This window comes from Hymenobacter pini, assembly GCF_020421205.1.
Lineage (GTDB): Bacteria > Bacteroidota > Bacteroidia > Cytophagales > Hymenobacteraceae > Hymenobacter > Hymenobacter pini.
Window position 1 is genome coordinate 1,006,402 of the sequence record NZ_JAIZZH010000001.1, and the last position, 17,519, is coordinate 1,023,920.

A 17,519-nucleotide genomic window follows, 5' to 3' on the forward strand; every position below is an offset into this window, starting at 1 on the left:
GTAAGGTAACACGGTAGTTATAGGTACGATTCGTCGGAGGGCTGCCCATCCAGTACTTCCTGCAACTCATCGGGCGAGGCGTGCAGGTAGGTTTCGGCGGGCAAGGTCTGGGTGGCGGGCAGTTCGGCCAGGTCGGAGAGTGTAACACGCTGCTCACTGGCCATCAGGTACTGCACCAGTTCCTCCCGCGGCACCTGAGCCAACGTGGTAGTAGCTACGGGCTGAACGGTGGCCTCCGGACTCAGCAGAAAGGAGGCCGCAAAGCCGCCCAGCACCAGCACCGAGGCCAGGACCGTCCGCAGCGGGGTAGGCAGCGCCGCAAACCAGTTCCAGGTAACGGCTGGGGCCGGGTTAGTTGCCTGCACGCGCTGCATCACGCGCATGGGCAGCTGCTCAAAATACCGGTCTGGGGGCGGGGCCAGCGGCGGCTGGGGCCGGCGGCGGTGTTCATCCAGACGAAAAGGCTTGTTCATATCGGTTAGAGGCCACGGGGGCCGTCAGGTTTAATCGGTGATGGATTCGTCGTTGATGTACTGCTCAATTTTTTTGGCGGCGTGGTGGTAGGAGGCTTTCAGGGCCCCCACACTGGTACCAGTTACTTCGGCCATCTGCTCGTAGGGCATTTCGTCGTAGTAGCGCAGGTTGAACACCAGCCGCTGCTTGTCGGGCAGGCGCAGGATGGCTTTCTGCAGCTTCAGCTCCACCGCGTCGCCGGCCAGGCTGTCGTCGGCCTCTAGTTTGGTGGTCAACTCGGCTCCTACATCGTTGAGGGGCAGGAAGAACTTGCGGCGCTTGCTGCTCAGAAAGCTCAGGCACTCGTTGGTGGCAATGCGGTAAATCCAGGTGAACAGGGAGGCGTCTTGGCGGAAGTTCTCGAGGTGGTTCCAAACCTTCACAAACACGTCCTGGGTGAGGTCGTCGGCGTCGTCGTGGTCCACCACCATTTTGCGCACGTGCCAGTACACCTTGCTCTGGTACTTGCGCACGAGCTGGTTGAACGCCACGTTGCGGGCGGCGGGGTCACGAAACTTGACGAGTATCTCCTGGTCTTCCAAGGCGCAGGCAGGGCGGGGTTAGAGCGGCGGTAGTGCGGGGTTAGAGCCGTAATCGGGAGAGAGGTTTAATTCTATTCCGGTAAAAATATTCGAATGATCAGAACCGGCAGAGTTTGAGCTAATACAGTAATAGTGGACTCCTGGAGAAGCTGAAGAGCGAGAAATATAGCAAAACGGCTACTTTTACCCCCGTTCTACTACCTCCACGACCACCAGCTATGAGCAGCATGATTCAGTTCGTTGCCAACCACGACGACCTCAGCACCGACAAAGGTTTCCAGTTCAAATTTTACTGCGACAAATGCCGCAACGGCCACATGTCCCGGTTTCAGCCCAACAAAATTGGTATTGCCGGGGAGTTGATGCGCGCCGCTGGTAGCCTGTTCGGCGGTTCCTTCTACGATGCGGGCACGGCGGCCTACCACGTGCAGCGCGCCATCGGGGGTAAGGCCCACGACGATGCCTTGGAAACGGCCGTGCAGGAAGGCAAAACCTACTTCAAGCAGTGCACCCGCTGCGGCCACTGGGTGTGCCCCGATGTGTGCTGGAACCACACCGCCGGCCTCTGCGAAGACTGCGCCCCCGACGAACACGAGGAGCTGGCCGCTCAACAGCGCCAGGCTGCCCGGGAGCAAATCCACACCAAAACCCGGGAGCAGGACTACACCCAAAACCTCGATTTTCTGGGTACGGCTTCATTGGTGCAGTGCGCCAAGTGCCAGAGCAAGCTGGCAGCCGGCCAGAAATTCTGTCCCAGCTGCGGCACGCCCAGTGCCGCCGCGCAGCCCCGGGGCAAGTTCTGCGGCGACTGTGGCGCGGCCGTGAAACCCGAGCAGAAGTTCTGCGCCGAGTGCGGCGGTAAGCAGTAATCTGTGGCAGAAAAACCAATACAATCAACCGTCATTCCGAGCTTGCCGAGGAATCTCGCGTGCTGATGTTACAACGATAATCCAGACATCAGCACGCGAGATTCCTCGGTCCCTGGCTTGATGCGCCACATGCTCGGAATGACGTTCCGGGATACATTATGCAGAACGCACCCCTCTCCCTGAGGAGAGGGGCTGGGGGTGAGGTTACTTTGTGCTGTAAGCCACGCCAATGGTGACGTTGGTATTGTCGCGGGGTTTGCCTTCCGGGATGCGGTTTTCGAAGGTATAGGTGTAGGTGCTGGTAATGGCGAAGCGCGGGGTGAAGCGTAGGGCCAGAGACGAGGCGTGCGTGACGCGGTAGTCGGAGAAATCCTGGAGGTTGGGCTGGTAGAAGGTGGTGGAGTTGAGCGTGAACACGCGGTAGGAGTAGGTCACCTTCAGGCGGGTAGAGCTTCGCGACACCGTGCGGGAACTGCCATCCTGAAAGTACGTGGCCTCCCGAATGAGCAAATTGCTCACGGCCACTTCCCGCCCCAGAGAGTCCTGGTAAAATGCCCAGCCGGGGCCCGCGCCCAGCTGGTAGCGGTTTTCAATGCCGCGCAGGTTGCTCCGCTCGTAGCCCCCGATGCCGTAGAAGCGGAAGTGGCCTTTCCAATAATACGGCGTGGCGTTGAGCAGCCATTCCCGCTCCCGCAGCCGCCGCTCCTGCTTCCCAAACGTGAAGCTACCCGTGACGGGCGCCCCAAAGTGCAGCCCCCGCAGCAACGTAACCGAGTGGGAGGTAGCAAATAACGTGCGGTTCACGCCGCCCGATGTGTACTGCCCTGAGAGCTGCCCGCTGTAGCGGATAATGGTGGTATCGGCCTTCTGAGCCTGGGCTGGCAGGGCCGCGCCTCCGAAGAGCAGTGGTAAAAGAAGCAGGTGAAAACGCATCCGGAAAACAAGCTGCAACAGGCAGCTTACGGGCAAAGGTAGCCCCAGCGGGCGGGAATAGGGGCCACGGTTATTCACGCGCCCCTCATGCGGAGGGGTTACCTTTGAGGCCTGAGCCACTTGCTGTGGCCTGGTAGATATTCCCCTCGCCCTGTTCCTTTCTGCATGCTGCTACCCGAACCGCTCCGCCTTCAACTCAAAGCCTGGTACGATGCCATTGCCAACCACCACATCAAACGCGACCTGCTGAACGCCCTGCCGTTTTGGGTGGGAGCGGTGGTAACGGGACTGGTGGCCGTGCTCTATGCCAAGCTGTTTGCCTGGGCCGAAGCGGGCACCCGCGCCATTTACCACTACTCGCCGTGGGCGTTTCTGGCCGTTACGCCGCTGTGCTTTCTGGTGGGCTGGTGGCTGGTGCAGCGGTACGCGCCGTACTCGCGGGGTAGCGGCATTCCACAGGTCAGCGCCGCCATCGACCTGACCAACCCCCGCCACCGCTATAAGGTTAGCCGGCTGCTGAGTTTGCGCATCATCTTCGTCAAAATCCTGTCGAGCCTGGTGATGGTAGTGGGTGGGGCCGTTATCGGGCGCGAGGGGCCCACTATCCAGATTGCGGCTTCTATCTTCAAGAAAATCAACGACTGGCTGCCCGCCTGGTACCCCAAAGTGTCGCGGCGCAACATGGTGGTGACGGGGGCGGCGGCCGGACTGGCTTCGGCCTTCAACACGCCGCTGGGCGGTATCGTGTTTGCCATCGAGGAGCTCACCAAAACCCACTTCAACTACTTCAAATCGGCCCTGCTCACGGGCGTTATTATTGCCGGCCTCACGGCCCTCAACCTGCTGGGGCCCTACCTGTACCTGGGCTACCCCAAGCTCGACCACCTACCCATCTGGATAATTTTTGTGGTGATGCTGGTGGCGGTGCTCACGGGGTTTGCCTCCAGCGGGGCGGCCGAGGTGATTTTGTGGGTGATGCGCCAGAAGGCCCGCCTCACTGGCCCTGTGCAACGGGCCTTATACCCGGTAGCCTGTGGCCTGCTGATTGCCTGTATGGGGGTAGCTTTTGGGGAGCAGGTATTCGGCTCGGGCAAGGAAATCATGGTGCGCACTTTGTTCACGCCCGATAAGCACGTGGCCTGGTACCTGCCGCTGCTGCGCATTATCGGGCCCGTGGTGTCCTTCACGTCGGGGGCGGCGGGGGGCGTGTTTGCCCCGGCGCTCAGTGCTGGCGCCAGCATCGGGGCGTTGCTGGCTGAATGCATGTACCTACCCGATACGGCTACCAACCTGCTGGTGCTCTGCGGCATGACGGGCTTCCTGACGGGCATCACCCGCAGCCCGTTCACCTCGTCTATCCTGGTGATTGAAATGACCAACAGCCACAACATCATCTTCTACCTGATGCTCACGGCGCTGCTGGCCAACCTGGTTTCCAACCTCGTCACCCGCCATTCCTTCTACGACCAGCTGAAAGTGCAGTACATCCAGGAAATCCACCGGACGGAGGAGCAGGCGGTGAAATGATGTTGAGGTTATCGGTTTACAGTCATATAAAGTATCTTGACTTTAAAGCGACTCTCTCCAGACCCATGAAAGTAATGCGTTACTACTAAACATTAGTATCAGTCATATGAAAGAAGAACACAGAGTCATACTTGAAATGATAAAAGACTATCTAGATCAGCATCCAAGTCAAAGGTTTGGACAGGCAATCTTCAACTTAGGAATTAATGAATTCAAACAAACTGGGGAATTTCAATTAAGGGACATATACAATGATGCTGATTCCGAAATCATAGAAAGAATTAAGAATAGACTTGAATTGACTGCATCAAGAAGTCAATAAAAACAATTGTGCCGATTCAAGGCCACAGTGCAGTTGATAATAAAAAAGCTCCTGTAACGCTACGTCACAGGAGCTTTTTTATTATTATCATTCCTACTTCCGACGAGTCATTACTTTCTCCACGGCGGCCACAATGGCGTGCTCGTTGAGGCCGTATTTCTCCATGAGCTGGTCGGGGGTGCCGGACTCGCCGAAGGAGTCGTTGACGGCGACCATTTCCAGGGGCAGGGGCTCCTCGCGGGCCAGCAGCTGGGCGATGGAGTCGCCGAGGCCGCCGTGCATCTGGTGCTCCTCGGCCGTTACCACGCAGCGCGTTTTGCGGGCCGATTCCAGAATCAGCTGGGCATCGAGGGGCTTGATGGTGTGGATGTTGATGATTTCGGCGTTGATGCCTTTCTCGGCCAGCAGCTTGCCGGCCAGGATGGCCTTCCACACCAGGTGGCCGGTGGCGAAGATGCTCACATCGGCACCTTCGTTCAACACGATGCCTTTGCCTACCTCAAACTGCTGGTCGGCGGGGGTGAAGTTGGGCACCACCGGGCGGCCGAAGCGCAGGTACACTGGGCCTTCGTAGTCAGCAATGGCAATGGTAGCGGCTTTGGTCTGGTTGTAGTCGCAGGGGTTGATGACGGTCATGTGGGGCAGCATCTTCATCATGCCGATGTCCTCCAGAATCTGGTGGGTAGCACCGTCTTCGCCCAGCGTGAGGCCGGCGTGCGAGGCACAGATCTTCACGTTCTTGCCCGAGTAGGCAATGCTCTGCCGAATCTGGTCGTACACCCGGCCAGTGCTGAAGTTGGCGAAGGTGCCCGTGAAAGGGATCTTACCGCCAATGGTGAGGCCGGCGGCCAGGCCCATCATGTTGGCCTCGGCAATGCCCACCTGGAAAAACCGCTCGGGGTTGTCCTTGATGAAGGCATCCATCTTGAGCGAGCCGATGAGGTCGGCGCAGAGGGCTACCACGTTGGGATTGGTGCGGCCCAACTCCTGCAAGCCAGCGCCAAAGCCGCTGCGGGTATCCTTCGATTCAGTGTAGGGAAAGTCTTTCATGAAGTATGGTAGGGAAATGGGTTTACAAAGAGGTAGCACAAGCTTCAGCTTGTGCCGTGACTAGATACAATGGAAACATCCTCAACCGCACAAGCTAAAGCATGTGCTACTGGCACCTCCCGCCGCTCCCGCCACTGCAGACCCGTCGGCAGCTCAGCGGCGCTGAACTCCAGGTGAATCACGCGGCGGGGGCGGGGGCTGGTGCTGCGTTGGGACGCATGCAGCGTGAGTGGCTGCATCAGCATGAGTCCGCCGGCCGGCACCTCGCAGGTAACGGCCTGGGGCGTGAGAGCCGGGTGCTGCTCGTTCGGGATGACGCCGAGGCGGTGGGAGCCGGGTACCACGCGCAGCGCCCCGTTGGTGGCGTCACAATCATCAAGGTGCAGGCGCACGGTGACGATGCTTTCCAGGATTTCGCGGGGCGGTAGCACGGTGGTTTCGCCGCCTTTGCTGGTCCAGGGGCCGTAGCCGGGCAGGTCGAGGCGCTGATCCACGGCCACCATCACATCCTGGTGCCAGGCCACCAGCCAGTTGGAGCCGGCTGGTTTGTCAAAGTAAATGGCCTTGACCAAATGCGGCGTCTGCTCCGGAAACAGCTCCGCCAGCGCCGCCCGCAGCCGTGGCGTGAGCAGCTGGGGCCACAGCTGCGGCAGTTCGCCCAGTAGATTCCGGATAGCAAACACATCCTGACTGCGCCGGAAATTGGACGAGCTGGTCTCGGTCGACTCAATGGTGCGCAGTAGCCCGGCCGTTTCCTCAGGGGTGAAAACGTCGGGCAGAATGGCGTAGCCGTCGGTACGGAGTTGAGCAGTTCTGGTCATGGCTGCTGGCGTTTGGCTTGCAGATGTGACCGGACAGCCTGCGCCGCTGCGGGATCATTCGAATGTTGAGCTTGGTATATCATCTTATCCGCCAATACAGTATCGTCGCGGTGAAAATACCGGATGAGGTCAGCCTCTGGGACGCTGTATAAGATGAGCCCCAGCGCCGCTATTGCACCAGTGCCACGGCTGTACCGTCCAGCTAAAGCCTGGTACAACCAAGAGCCAAGTAGTAATACACCGCCTATCAGCATCAGTGGTTGGTAACCTGCCCAAGTCATTAGTTTAAACAGCATACCCACGCACACAATGCTGGCTCCGATATGCACTGTCTTCGGCAGAACGACATTGAGTAAAAAACTAGATGAAGCCCGGTAGTTAACAGGTTCAAGAGGTGAAAGCCGTGGTTTGAATGCCAGAAGCAAGACACATACTGCCAATAGATGCATCCCAATTACCAACATGTGGTTGCCAACAGGTTGTAACGCCGATTTGGCAATAAAACCAGCAATTGTCAGCAACCAACTAACCACATACATCCTCGGCAGTAGCGTATCATAGAGCAAGCTGCCTCTGATAGTTGTATTATCCACAGGGTAGCTCATCGTCCGAAAATGCTGACCGAGGTGGTTTGACCGGGGCGGATGGTGAACGTGCGCACGTCGGTGAACCGGCTGCCAGTGGCGGTTTTGGTGCGGAACACGAGGCGGTAGATTCCGGGCTGCATCGGCAGGTTCACTTTGCTGCTGGTTTCGGGTAGGTTGTGCACCCACGTCTGCTGCTCGTCCTGGCCGAGCCGGTAAATACTGCCGTAGCCTTTCAAATCCGACACGATATTGAGGATGCCAGGGGCTTCGTAGGTAACGGTCGTTTCCTGGCCCTGCTTCACCGTGATGCGCCGCAGCTGCCGGGGCAGCGTGAGCAATTCTACCTCGTAGTTACCGGCCAGCAGCTTCTGTCGCGCCCCGAAGGGCAGGGCCACCACCGTGGCCGGGTTGCCCTGGGCCCGTACCACCGCCTGCACCGTGCCGTAGGGGTTGGGCGAGGCAGCGGGGTTTTGCAGCCACAGCGTGCCCTGGGGCGTTTTGTAGCTCAGCACATTGGCCCGGCCCGGCCGGATGGGCAGGTTCTGCTGCCGCACCGGGGGCACGGTATTAATCACCAGGTCGTAGCTCTGCAGGGCGTCAATGTCGAGCACGTCGGGCTTGCCCTGGGCGTCGCGCCAGTGCACATAGTTGTATTCGGGCAGCTCCGTCACGTTGTTCATGAACGTCATGTTCACGCTCGATTCCACGGGGCGGCCCGCGTCGTCGGTGAGGTTCACGCTCACGGTGGTTTTGGCCAGCGTCTGGGCTACTACATCGTTGAGGATGGTGCGAAAGGTCTTCACATCGGCCGCGTTGTAGTACTGTCCCAGGCATTCCAGCTGCTTGCCAAACTCCCGCTCGGCCCCGATGCCAATCACAAACGGCTTCAGAAACACCCGCTTGCGCTGCAGCGCCACGGCCGTGGCGCATGGGTCACCCTTGCACGATTCCAGCCCGTCGGTAATCAGAATGAGTACGTTACGGGCTGTTTTGTCCACTGGAAAATCTCCGGCCGATTGGAGCAGGGAGTAGGTGATGGGTGTGTTGCCCTTGGGCTCAATCGTTTTGAGCCGGGCCTTGATGGCCGCCGCGTTTTTGGGCGCGAAGGCCACTTCCAGCCGTGAATCCTCGCAGTTGTTCTCCTTGTTTTCGTGCTGATGTCCGTAAGCCCGCAACGCCAGCTCCAGGTGTGGGTAGGCGTTCAACGAGTCCACCATCTTCGACAGCATCCGCTTGGCCACATCCCAGCGCTGCTCACCTTCCCAGGGCGCCCGCATCGAGCCGGACGCATCCAGCACAAACAGAATCCGCGTGGTTTTGGGCTGGGAGGGCGCTGCGTTCTGGGCACGTGCAGACCCGGAGGCCAGCAGCCCCGCAAGCAAGCACATAACCAGAGTCAGATGGCGCATTTTGGATATAGCCGCAGGAAACGAACGTCATGCTGAGCCTGCCGAAGCATCTCTACCGCTTCGGCAGGCTCAGCATGACGGTTTTAGGAGCTTAGTAGTCGCCGGCTTTTTCTACGGCCAGCTGCTGCAGGGCTTTTTCCAGCTGCTCATCGTTGGGGGCCACGCCGTGCCACTTGTGCGAGCCCATCATGAAGTCCACACCGTAGCCCATCTGGGTATCCATTAGCACCAGGATAGGCTGGCCCTGGCCGAGCAGGCTCTGGGCTTCCTCGATGGTGGGCAGCAGGGTTTCGAACTGGTTACCGTCGGTTTCGAGTACCCGCCAGTTGAAGGCTTCGAACTTGGCGCGCAGGTCGCCGAGGCCGCCGATTTTGTCGGTGGGGCCGTCAATCTGCTGGCCGTTGCGGTCCACGAAGGCAATGAGGTTGTCGACCTTGTGGTGCGGGGCGTACATGGCCGCTTCCCATACCTGGCCTTCCTCCAGCTCCCCGTCGCCCATCAGCACAAATACAGTTTGGGGGTCGTTGTTGAGCTTTTTGGCCTGGGCCGCGCCCACGGCCACGCTCAGGCCCTGGCCCAACGAGCCCGAGGCTACCCGTACACCGGGCAGGTGCTCGTGGGTAGCGGGGTGGCCCTGCAGGCGGGAGTTCAGCTTGCGGAAGGTAGACAGCTCGCTTACCGGGAAGTAGCCTGAGCGGGCCAGCACCGAGTAGAACACGGGCGAAATGTGGCCGTTGGAGAGGAAAAACAGGTCCTGCCCGATGCCGTCCATATCGAAGGGCTGGGGCGTGTGCTTCATCACTTTGAAGTACAGGGCTACCAGCAAATCGGTGCAGCCCAGGGAGCCGCCGGGGTGGCCCGAGTTAACGGCGTGCACCATGCGCACGATGTCGCGCCGCACCTGAGCGGCAATTTGTTTCAGCTCGGCTACCGATTTGGTGGCTTCCGGAGCATGGGTTTCGGATGAAGCGGCGAATGACGTGTCCTGCGACATGGGTTCGGGTTGAGAATGGGTTTAGTGAGGCAAAGGTAATTACCCCACCCCAACCCCTCCCCATAAGGGAGGGGCTCTAGCTCTAAAAACTAGCGGTTATAAAAGCTAGAACTAGAGCCCCTCTCCCGGAGGGGAGGGGTTGGGGTGGGGTACAAAAAAGCCCCGCCGAGAGAGGCGAGGCTTTTCGAAAAAACTACAGCAGCTGAGCGGCGTGATTCTTGGTATCGACTTTCGTAATGACTTTCTCAATCAGGCCCTTTTCATCGATGAGGAAGGTGTAGCGCATGGTGCCCATGTACTTACGGCCGTACATGGACTTCTCCTGCCACACGCCGTAGTCCTGCACCAGCTTCTTGTCCTCATCTACCAGCAGCGGGAAGGGCAGCTCGTGCTTGGTGGCAAACTTTTGGTGCGACTTCTCCGAGTCGATGCTCACGCCCAGCACTTGTACGCCGGCAGCCAGCAGCTGCTGGTAGTTGTCGCGGAGGTTGCAGGCCTGGGCGGTGCAGCCCGAGGTGTCGTCCTTGGGGTAGAAGTAGAGGGCCACTTTGCGGCCCGCGTAATCCTGGAGGCGGTGAATGGTGCCGTTCTGGTCTTTGGCTTCGAAGGCCGGGGCCTGTTCGCCAGCTTGGGGTACTGCCATGCCGCGAAGATAAAAGGGTTTTTTGGGGATTCAGCAACGAAATAACACCCGTCATTGCGAGCGAAGCGAAGCACCCGAAGGACAGCGAAGCTAATCTGTCCTTCGGGTGCTTCGCTTCGCTCGCAATGACGCGCTTATTCTTACGGCTTGCTTGCCACAGGCTGGGGCGTGAAAATCAGATTATCAACCGGGAAACCTAGCTCCCGGCCTTTGGCCACCAGTTGGTCGCGGAGGTTGCGCTCCAGGTGGGGCTTGCGGCTCAGAATCCAGAGGTTTTTGCGCTCCGGCTCACCTATCAGTGCGTATTGATAATCAGCCTCATCCAGGTCCAGAATCCAGTAGTCGCCTTCGAAAGGCCAGAAAAACTGCACCTTCAGTTTGGCATTGGTGGCATCCACGGCCCGGGCTACGGCGGTGGCCACCTCGGCGGGACCGTTAAGGCTTTCCTGATGGCAGGTGTTACGCACACTCACTTTGCCATCGGGGCGGAGCTTGTACTCGGCCGTTACGTGCTGGCAACCCTTCTCGAAGCGGGTTGGCAAGCGGGCCACCTCGTACCACAAGCCCGCATATTTGTGTAAATCAACGTGGGGCACGGTGGGCAGCTCGGGGTGCAGTTTGCGGCGCGCATAGGCATACGCGGCTACGCCAGTTGCCAGTACAGCAGCAGCGGCACCGAGCAGCACAGGCTGGCGGCGTTTGAGCAGATTTTTAGGCATAGTGTTGAGGTTGAAAGTAGCCGCTGTATACGCAAAGCCGACAGTTGCGGCCTGAAGAATTGCCGAGGCGCTCGGAAACCGAAAAATCCAGTAGGTTCACAAACCATACTTTGCCTGAACCACAGAATCAAAAATACGCCGGTAAGCCAGCGCAAATACGTCTTTGAAGAAGTTCATGAAACTTGAGCTTCTACACGTTTTGTATGCTTTGGTTACTTGAACCAGTTTGCCGAACTCAAGCTAGCCCGTAGGGCGGGTTTACAGATCGTACCAGCACCCTATTGGAGTGGTTTACTAAAACGAGCGTCATTTTAGAATACCTTTTTCGTAGCAGAGCCGCTGTAGGCTGAGGGGCAGTTTGGCGTGGTGAGCCCGCAGAAACGCCCGTTTGAAGGGGGAATCGGTATGGAACTGCAGCAGCCGGGCTTCACGGCGGTTCATGGGCACCAAATCTCCCTTCTCATTAACCTTCCGTCTGACGCCCGTAAAGCGCAAGTTGTGGATGGTTAAGACGGAGTCAATCAGTCCGTCACGCTGGTTGACCCACACCGCCACCAAGGGCTGGAAGCCTCTTCCAGGCGGGCCGTAGCGCATACAATTTCCCCACAGTCGCAACCGTGAAACCCCTGGCCGCTCGACGGGTTCAAACTCGAAGCGCGTCGAACCGGCCCCGCGTTCGAATGCGACCAAGCGCTGCTCGAGGCTTACCAGCTCTTCGAGTGTGCGCCACACCGAGTCCCCAGGGGGCTGCCAAAACACGGTGCTATCCAAGAAACTGGTGGACACGCTCCACAGGGCCGTTTGGTAGCGTTGTGCTTCGCCCGCCTGCACCACAGCCGCGGGACAAGAAATGGGCGGAGCGTGCTCAGTACACCCCGCCATGCACAGGCTGGCTCCCACGAATACCAGTAGATTTCGACAGGTCATAAGGGAGCTCATTAAAAGACAAAGCCGACCAAAATAAGAGCTAGTGAGACGTTCACCTAAACGGTTGGATTCCTGAACGTGCGATATATACCGCTTTTTGAGAGGATATTCCATATTAGAGACGCAACAGTCGGAACCTCATCATTGCTGAAGTTGAGCGGCAACTTAACCGCTCAACTTCAGCAATGCGAGTATGCTTCTGCAAACCGTTCAGAAACCTTCTTACAGCACCAAATTAATCACCTTCTCATTCCCGGCCTGGTCGGTGAGGCGGAGGGTAGCGGGGCCGTGGAGCGGCGGGCCGAGCTTGTCGTCCCGCTCCGAGTAGATGGTGGCATTCTTGTGCTCGAAGCGCAGCAGGCGGAACTGCCCGTTCACTTCCAGCTTGTAGCTGGCCAGGCCCGAGAGGTCGTCGCCTACTTTGAACACCACCCCGCCGGGGCCGCGGCTGATGAGGCGGGCCGAGGGGGGAATGGTATCGGTCAGAAGCTTGAACTGGCCGAACACCTTGATGGGAGCCGTAATGGCCGTGGCATCGGCATTCCACTTGCCGCCCACGTAAGCCCGGCCGCCTTTGGGCGTTACGCTGTAAATAGCCGTGCGGCGCGGGTCGGCGGCTGGGGTTTCGGGCTTGAGGGTGAGGGCCAGGGTTTCGTAGAGTGGAGTACGGGGCAGGTGCACCGTCCAGAGGCCCTGCTTGTAGCTGGTTTGCACGTACAGGGTATCGAACAGCGTTTTGGGGCCGAAACCCAGGGCCAGGTTGGTCGTGCTAAACCCAAATTCCCGGCCCGAGGGAATCAGGGCCTGCCGCTCGAACCGCTTGGTGATACGCCCAAACTGCAGGGAGTCGGGGCGGCCGGCGCGCAGGTCGTAGAGGTACACGTTCTGACTTTGCTCGGTGTAGCTGGGCTTGAGTGTGAGGCGGCGGTTGCCCCGGAACAACGTGAGGTTACCGCCCACGGCGGCCGTATCGGGGTCCTGGGCCACGGCTACCAGCAGGTTGCGGCTAATATCATAGCGCAGGCCCTGCGTTTTTACGGCCGATGAGCGGGTTTTGTGGTAGCTGTCGGCCACGCCGCGCAGTACAAACCGCAGGGGCGTGAGGTTGCCGTACGAGTCGCTCATTCGTACTTCCACGGTGTAAAGCTGACCCGGCTCCACGCGCAGCTTGCCTTTGCCGGGGCCGGTGGTGTACATGCTCAGGTCGTTGCCGTCATCCACAAATAACTTTTCCAGCTGTCGGCCCTGGGTAGCGCGCCACTCATAATCCAGGTGGCGGTTAATCTGGCGGGAACCTTCCGGGAACGGAATGGCATCAATGACGTGCTGGTAATGGGGTTTACCGTTCACCAGCACCTCCACCTTCTGAATCCCATTCTTGTTCCACACCTGGTCGAACCGGTCGAAGCCCTGCATTAGCAGGCCCACGGTACCATTAGCGGCAATAGTATCGGCCCACACGTAGCCGCCGCCGTTGGGTAGGGGTGGGGCTTTGGGGATGAAAACCGACTTGCCAAACTTGCCCTGCACCCGGGCATCAATGCTGAGCGCCTCTACCCCGAAGGCCAGCAGCGTGGGCGCCACGTGGTCCTGAATTTCGGGGAAGCCGCCCCACTGCAACGGGTTCAGCTGCTCATCCTGGGCGGTGCGTACCTCCCAGTGCAGGTGCGGCCCGGCCGAGCCGCCAGTATTGCCCGACAGCGCTACTACCTCGCCGCGCTTCACCGGAAACTGGTCGGGCTTGAAAAACAGCTCCAGTTCGTATGTCTGCTTCTCGTACTGGCGGCGGCGCAGCTCCTCGGCCACGGGGCCTTTAAAGTGGTTGAGGTGGCCGTACACCGTAGTGAGGCCATTGGGGTGGGTGATGTAGAGCACATTGCCGTAGCCGTAGCTGCTCTGCTTCATCCGGGAAATGTAGCCATCGGCGGCGGCGTACACTGGCAAATCCACGCGCCCGTCGGTTTTGATGTCGAGGCCCCCATGGAAGTGGTTGGGCCGCAGCTCGCCCATACTGCCCGCCAGAAAATTCTGCTGGCCAGGTTTGATGGGAAACAGAAAATATCCTTGCGGTACCTCCGGCCGGCCCGTCGAGGCTTGGGGCTGGGCTGCTTTTGGCTTCTCCGTAGAATCGGGCTCCTGCCCGCCGCAGGCGGTGGGCTGCAACCCCAGTAATAGTAAAAACGGCACCGCTACACTCAGCAGGCGGCGGGGCCGGGTAGTCAGGAAATCGGGCATTCGGGGAAAGAAAATCGGCAGCGGGGAAAGGAACGGTGTATGCCGCAGCAACGCCAGGGGCAGACACTATCGTGCCTTCCCGGACGGGAAAAACCAGGAGAAGGTTATTTCTCCCAGAGAAAAGTCAACGCCGGCCAGCCCGTATCCTTTTTCAAGTTCGGAAGAAAACGGGCTGCTATTCAGGCATGCAGTACAGTCCTGGAGCCTACTTTACGCCCAGGTCAAACATCTTCTGCTCTCCAATAAAGCCCGTGAGCTGGTCACCGATTTTTACGGGGCCCACGCCGCTGGGCGTACCGGTAAAAATCAGGTCCCCCATTTTCAGGGTAATGAACTGGGAGATGTAGCTGATGATTTTCGAGAAATCGTGCAGCATCATGCCGGAGTTGCCTTTCTGCCGCACTTCGCCGTTCACTTCCAGGTGGAAGTCAATGTTCTTCAGGTCAGTAAACTCGGCAACCGGCTTGAACTCCTGCGAAATAGGAGCGGAGCCGTCGAACCCCTTAGCCAGCTCCCAGGGCAGACCCTTGCTCTTGAGCTTGCTCTGCAGGTCGCGGGCCGTAAAGTCGATGCCCAAGCCAATGGCGTCAAAATAGGTAGGGGCAAATTTCTCCTCGATGTTCTTGCCATTCTTGCAGATGCGCAGCACCAACTCTACCTCGTGGTGAATATCCTGGGAGAAATCGGGCAGGAAAAACGGCTGGTTGCGCTGGAGCAGGGCCGTATCAGGCTTAGCGAAAATGACGGGGGCGTCGGGCGTTTCGTTCTGGAGTTCGGCAATATGTTCGGCGTAGTTACGGCCGATGCAGAGGATTTTCATGCTCAGGGAGTTGAAGAGTACGGGGCGGATAGAAACCACCGGAAAGTCGGGCCAGCTGGGGAAAAGCTGCCGCAACCGGTCAAAAATAGCGTTTAATTCGCGGGCTGAAAACCTAAAATCAGCGTGCATCCGGTGGCTCTACACCACGGGTAAACATTTTGCCCACCGCCGCACGTATAGCAACGCAGCCAGCCGGGCCGTTGCGGGCTGGCGGCATTTCTCTCCGTTTCCTTCCTCTCCACAGCCTATTCTCATGCTCAAGAAAATTGCTCTGGCCAGCTGCCTGTTCGTGGCCGCCGCCTGCTCCACCGTTCCCATCACCGGCCGCCGCCAGCTTAGCCTCGTTTCCGATACGGAAATGAACACCATGGCCGCACAGGAGTACCAGAAAGTGCTGGCCAGCAGCCGCGTCATCAACAGCGGCGAACAGGCCGCCATGGTAAAGCGCGTGGGCCAGCGCATTCAGCAGGCCGTGGAGCAGTACTTTCGCCAGCAAAACCAGCAGGCCCAACTGGAAGGCTACCAGTGGGAGTTCAACCTCATTGATGATAAGCAGGAAAACGCCTGGTGTATGCCTGGTGGCAAAGTGGCCGTGTACAGCGGCATTCTGCCCATCACGCAGGATGAAAATGGCCTGGCCGTGGTAATGGGCCACGAAATTGCCCACGCCGTAGCCCGGCACAGCTCGGAGCGTATGAGCCAGCAAATGGCGGCGCAAGGGCTGGGAGGAGTAGTATCGGCGGCGGTGGGGCAGAACCCTACGGCTACCCAAAGCGTGTTCTTGCAGGCAGTAGGCGTGGGCTCTTCGCTCGGCCTGCTGAAGTATGGCCGCAGTCAGGAGTCAGAAGCTGACCACTTAGGGCTTATCTTCATGGCCATGGCCGGCTACAACCCCGATGGAGCCGTACAGTTCTGGCAGCGGATGGACGCCCGCGAAAATGCTGCTTCCCCGCCAGAATTCCTGTCTACTCACCCTTCCAACGGCACGCGTATCGCCAGCATCCAGAAAGAGCTGCCGGAAGCTCGCCAGTATTATAAACCCCGCTAGTGGCGGGCTGCTCTATCCAATACCTAATGAAATACACGCTGCGCCCTGCGCTCTATATACTAAGCTCCGGCCTGCTTTTGCTGGGCGGGCTCACCGCCTGCGAAACCACGAAGCGAGGATTCCCGGAGATGAGTGCACCTACTACCGACACCGAAGAAATGCGTCGGAAGCGGGAAGTGGTTAGTAAACAGATAGCCGAAGTATCGGAGGGGAAAATACGGTACGTAATACCCCGGGAGCAACTTTCGGCGGCTTTTACCCGGGAGTTTGGCGATGGTACCGCCATCGATAAAACCATCATCCGAAAAGTGCAGGAAACGCCCAAGGATAAGGCGGTCTACTACATTGTAGGAATGGGGCTGCGCAACGGCATGTACCGGGCCATGGCCTTACCCCTGCAAACCTCCTCCGACAACAGCCTGTACCTGCCTTCCAATGCGGCCCGCTACATTATTACGGGGGTAGGATGCACGTTCTGCTTCTTCAACTTCGAGAAAAATGAAATTGTGGGTACCACCTGTGAGGAAAACACCGGCGGCAGCCGTTGCGACCTGCGCGTGGAGTCCAATAATGGTTTCTTTTCCCGCAAATAGCCATGCTTAGCCGCAAATGGATTCTGCGCCTCTCGCTCACAGCCCTGGCCCTGCTGGTTACTACCGACCGGCGGCGCCCTAAGCCGGCTGCCGACAAGCCAGAAGCCGACGGTAAGTAGGCCAGGCGCGGCAATGGCGGGTATTGGAGCCAGTGCACAACATAGTAACGCAAAACGCCCCGGCCAGCAAGCCGGGGCATTTTGTTTGGGATTACGGGCTGCTGCCGTACGCAGCGGGTTAGTTCAGCTGACTGGCGTGGGCACGTAGCACTTCCCGGGCAATGGCCAGGTTGGTGTCGCGGGAGTTAACTACCAAGTACAGGAATTTGGTGCCGGTGTTGGTGAGCCGCAGGAGGTGGTACTGCGAGGAAAGCGTGAAGAGCAGATCTTCAATAGTTTCGCCCGTTAGCTTAAGAGCCGCCATGGCTTTTTGCTTCTGCTTGATTACCTCCGTGTTGTAGGCCGCTGCCGTGTCGGGGTTGATGCTGGGCGAATTGGAGTGGGAAGCCAGGCTCATGCCCGAAGCAGTGTCAACCACCGCAATGGCCAGCAGCCCTGGTAAATCAGTCAACACGTTATCTACTACTTTGCCAGCGGGGTTGTTTACGGAATACGCCATTGTTAGAATGGGAAGAAGGGAAGAAGAGAATTAAAGCCTTCGACTGCGGCTACATGTACCAGGCAAAGTGCAGGGCACAGGTAACTCGGTGGCTAGAGCGCTTTTGTAAAGCAAAATTCCCCTTATCCGGCTGCGTATAAAATGATCTGTATCACATGTAGGCATGAAGTTGCTCACTAATTCACTCCCATCTTGCTCATTGCTGCGTGCCCACACCGTAGCAGAATGCACGTATGGGGTAGGCGCAGTTCGATACGAAGGTATGTTGCGCCTCTACTGCGGGCGTACGGCCTGCCCGGATGCCCTGGCCCGCTAAGCACGTCAGGCCACCGGCTCCTATTCAGCCAAA

The 17,519-nt window shown here is 58.7% G+C and carries 18 protein-coding genes; 4 read left to right on the forward strand and 14 right to left on the reverse strand.

Annotated elements, in window-relative coordinates; all coding sequences use genetic code 11:
- Positions 1 to 17: 17 nt before the first annotated feature.
- The gene (locus tag LF252_RS04225; protein ID WP_226267938.1) at positions 18 to 473 is read right to left on the reverse strand and encodes a hypothetical protein; all 456 of its coding nucleotides are present in this window, start codon (positions 471 to 473) and stop codon (positions 18 to 20) included.
- A gap of 30 nt (positions 474 to 503) precedes the next feature.
- Complete coding sequence (locus tag LF252_RS04230) at positions 504 to 1,055, reverse strand: RNA polymerase sigma factor (protein ID WP_226267940.1); 552 nt, start codon at positions 1,053 to 1,055, stop codon at positions 504 to 506.
- A 218-nt stretch (positions 1,056 to 1,273) separates the two neighbouring features.
- Here LF252_RS04230 and LF252_RS04235 point away from each other — a divergent pair, with 218 nt between their 5' ends.
- Positions 1,274 to 1,924 carry a zinc ribbon domain-containing protein gene (locus LF252_RS04235; protein WP_226267942.1) on the forward strand — a complete coding sequence of 217 codons (651 nt, stop codon included), beginning with the start codon at positions 1,274 to 1,276 and terminating at the stop codon, positions 1,922 to 1,924.
- A 204-nt stretch (positions 1,925 to 2,128) separates the two neighbouring features.
- Here the strand turns inward: LF252_RS04235 and LF252_RS04240 are convergent, their stop codons facing one another.
- On the reverse strand, positions 2,129 to 2,857 hold the full coding sequence (locus LF252_RS04240) for a DUF481 domain-containing protein (RefSeq protein ID WP_226267944.1): 729 nt from the start codon (positions 2,855 to 2,857) through the stop codon (positions 2,129 to 2,131).
- A 165-nt stretch (positions 2,858 to 3,022) separates the two neighbouring features.
- Between LF252_RS04240 and LF252_RS04245 the strand changes: the two genes are divergently transcribed.
- Positions 3,023 to 4,384: a chloride channel protein gene (locus tag LF252_RS04245; protein ID WP_226267946.1), complete on the forward strand. Its 1,362-nt coding sequence runs from the start codon at positions 3,023 to 3,025 to the stop codon at positions 4,382 to 4,384.
- Positions 4,385 to 4,799: 415 nt separating this feature from the next.
- On the opposite strand, the gene LF252_RS04250 is transcribed toward LF252_RS04245, so the two are convergent.
- The 10 genes from LF252_RS04250 to LF252_RS04295 form a co-directional block, all read right to left on the reverse strand.
- A complete protein-coding gene (locus tag LF252_RS04250; protein ID WP_226267948.1) occupies positions 4,800 to 5,756 on the reverse strand; it encodes a transketolase family protein in 957 nt (318 codons plus the stop codon).
- A gap of 44 nt (positions 5,757 to 5,800) precedes the next feature.
- Positions 5,801 to 6,577: a phytanoyl-CoA dioxygenase family protein gene (locus tag LF252_RS04255; RefSeq protein WP_226267950.1), complete on the reverse strand. Its 777-nt coding sequence runs from the start codon at positions 6,575 to 6,577 to the stop codon at positions 5,801 to 5,803.
- Entirely contained in the window at positions 6,574 to 7,182 is a 609-nt protein-coding gene (locus tag LF252_RS04260) for a hypothetical protein (protein ID WP_226267952.1), read from the reverse strand. Before LF252_RS04260 ends, LF252_RS04255 begins: the two co-directional genes overlap by 4 nt.
- A complete protein-coding gene (locus LF252_RS04265; RefSeq protein WP_226267954.1) occupies positions 7,179 to 8,552 on the reverse strand; it encodes a vWA domain-containing protein in 1,374 nt (457 codons plus the stop codon). The genes LF252_RS04260 and LF252_RS04265 overlap by 4 nt, the downstream gene beginning before the upstream one ends.
- 112 nt (positions 8,553 to 8,664) lie before the next feature.
- Positions 8,665 to 9,567 carry a transketolase gene (locus tag LF252_RS04270; RefSeq protein ID WP_226267957.1) on the reverse strand — a complete coding sequence of 301 codons (903 nt, stop codon included), beginning with the start codon at positions 9,565 to 9,567 and terminating at the stop codon, positions 8,665 to 8,667.
- A gap of 193 nt (positions 9,568 to 9,760) precedes the next feature.
- Positions 9,761 to 10,210, reverse strand: coding sequence for a thioredoxin-dependent thiol peroxidase (gene bcp, locus LF252_RS04275; protein ID WP_226267959.1), 450 nt, complete (start codon positions 10,208 to 10,210; stop codon positions 9,761 to 9,763).
- 140 nt (positions 10,211 to 10,350) lie between these two features.
- Positions 10,351 to 10,929, reverse strand: a complete 579-nt coding sequence (locus LF252_RS04280; RefSeq protein WP_226267961.1) for a lipocalin family protein — start codon at positions 10,927 to 10,929, stop codon at positions 10,351 to 10,353.
- A gap of 306 nt (positions 10,930 to 11,235) precedes the next feature.
- Positions 11,236 to 11,856: a hypothetical protein gene (locus LF252_RS04285; protein WP_226267962.1), complete on the reverse strand. Its 621-nt coding sequence runs from the start codon at positions 11,854 to 11,856 to the stop codon at positions 11,236 to 11,238.
- A 222-nt stretch (positions 11,857 to 12,078) separates the two neighbouring features.
- Entirely contained in the window at positions 12,079 to 14,091 is a 2,013-nt protein-coding gene (locus tag LF252_RS04290; protein WP_226267963.1) for a M23 family metallopeptidase, read from the reverse strand.
- Between the two features lie 205 nt (positions 14,092 to 14,296).
- Complete coding sequence (locus tag LF252_RS04295; protein ID WP_226267965.1) at positions 14,297 to 14,911, reverse strand: fumarylacetoacetate hydrolase family protein; 615 nt, start codon at positions 14,909 to 14,911, stop codon at positions 14,297 to 14,299.
- Between the two features lie 253 nt (positions 14,912 to 15,164).
- Between LF252_RS04295 and LF252_RS04300 the strand changes: the two genes are divergently transcribed.
- Positions 15,165 to 15,959: a M48 family metallopeptidase gene (locus tag LF252_RS04300; protein WP_226267967.1), complete on the forward strand. Its 795-nt coding sequence runs from the start codon at positions 15,165 to 15,167 to the stop codon at positions 15,957 to 15,959.
- Between the two features lie 26 nt (positions 15,960 to 15,985).
- Complete coding sequence (locus LF252_RS04305; RefSeq protein ID WP_226267969.1) at positions 15,986 to 16,552, forward strand: hypothetical protein; 567 nt, start codon at positions 15,986 to 15,988, stop codon at positions 16,550 to 16,552.
- 237 nt (positions 16,553 to 16,789) lie between these two features.
- On the opposite strand, the gene LF252_RS04310 is transcribed toward LF252_RS04305, so the two are convergent.
- On the reverse strand, positions 16,790 to 17,170 hold the full coding sequence (locus LF252_RS04310; protein WP_226267971.1) for a hypothetical protein: 381 nt from the start codon (positions 17,168 to 17,170) through the stop codon (positions 16,790 to 16,792).
- Between the last annotated feature and the right edge of the window lie 349 nt (positions 17,171 to 17,519).

Coding starts and splice junctions, on each gene's coding strand:
- LF252_RS04300 (WP_226267967.1), top strand. CDS start 15,165: ATGCTCAAGAAAATTGCTCTGGCCAGCTGCCTGTTCGTGGCCGCCGCC.
- LF252_RS04225 (WP_226267938.1), bottom strand. CDS start 473: ATGAACAAGCCTTTTCGTCTGGATGAACACCGCCGCCGGCCCCAGCCG.
- LF252_RS04295 (WP_226267965.1), bottom strand. CDS start 14,911: ATGAAAATCCTCTGCATCGGCCGTAACTACGCCGAACATATTGCCGAA.
- LF252_RS04245 (WP_226267946.1), top strand. CDS start 3,023: ATGCTGCTACCCGAACCGCTCCGCCTTCAACTCAAAGCCTGGTACGAT.
- bcp (WP_226267959.1), bottom strand. CDS start 10,210: ATGGCAGTACCCCAAGCTGGCGAACAGGCCCCGGCCTTCGAAGCCAAA.
- LF252_RS04265 (WP_226267954.1), bottom strand. CDS start 8,552: ATGTGCTTGCTTGCGGGGCTGCTGGCCTCCGGGTCTGCACGTGCCCAG.
- LF252_RS04280 (WP_226267961.1), bottom strand. CDS start 10,929: ATGCCTAAAAATCTGCTCAAACGCCGCCAGCCTGTGCTGCTCGGTGCC.
- LF252_RS04285 (WP_226267962.1), bottom strand. CDS start 11,856: ATGACCTGTCGAAATCTACTGGTATTCGTGGGAGCCAGCCTGTGCATG.
- LF252_RS04260 (WP_226267952.1), bottom strand. CDS start 7,182: ATGAGCTACCCTGTGGATAATACAACTATCAGAGGCAGCTTGCTCTAT.
- LF252_RS04310 (WP_226267971.1), bottom strand. CDS start 17,170: ATGGCGTATTCCGTAAACAACCCCGCTGGCAAAGTAGTAGATAACGTG.
- LF252_RS04270 (WP_226267957.1), bottom strand. CDS start 9,567: ATGTCGCAGGACACGTCATTCGCCGCTTCATCCGAAACCCATGCTCCG.
- LF252_RS04250 (WP_226267948.1), bottom strand. CDS start 5,756: ATGAAAGACTTTCCCTACACTGAATCGAAGGATACCCGCAGCGGCTTT.
- LF252_RS04240 (WP_226267944.1), bottom strand. CDS start 2,857: ATGCGTTTTCACCTGCTTCTTTTACCACTGCTCTTCGGAGGCGCGGCC.
- LF252_RS04255 (WP_226267950.1), bottom strand. CDS start 6,577: ATGACCAGAACTGCTCAACTCCGTACCGACGGCTACGCCATTCTGCCC.
- LF252_RS04235 (WP_226267942.1), top strand. CDS start 1,274: ATGAGCAGCATGATTCAGTTCGTTGCCAACCACGACGACCTCAGCACC.
- LF252_RS04290 (WP_226267963.1), bottom strand. CDS start 14,091: ATGCCCGATTTCCTGACTACCCGGCCCCGCCGCCTGCTGAGTGTAGCG.
- LF252_RS04305 (WP_226267969.1), top strand. CDS start 15,986: ATGAAATACACGCTGCGCCCTGCGCTCTATATACTAAGCTCCGGCCTG.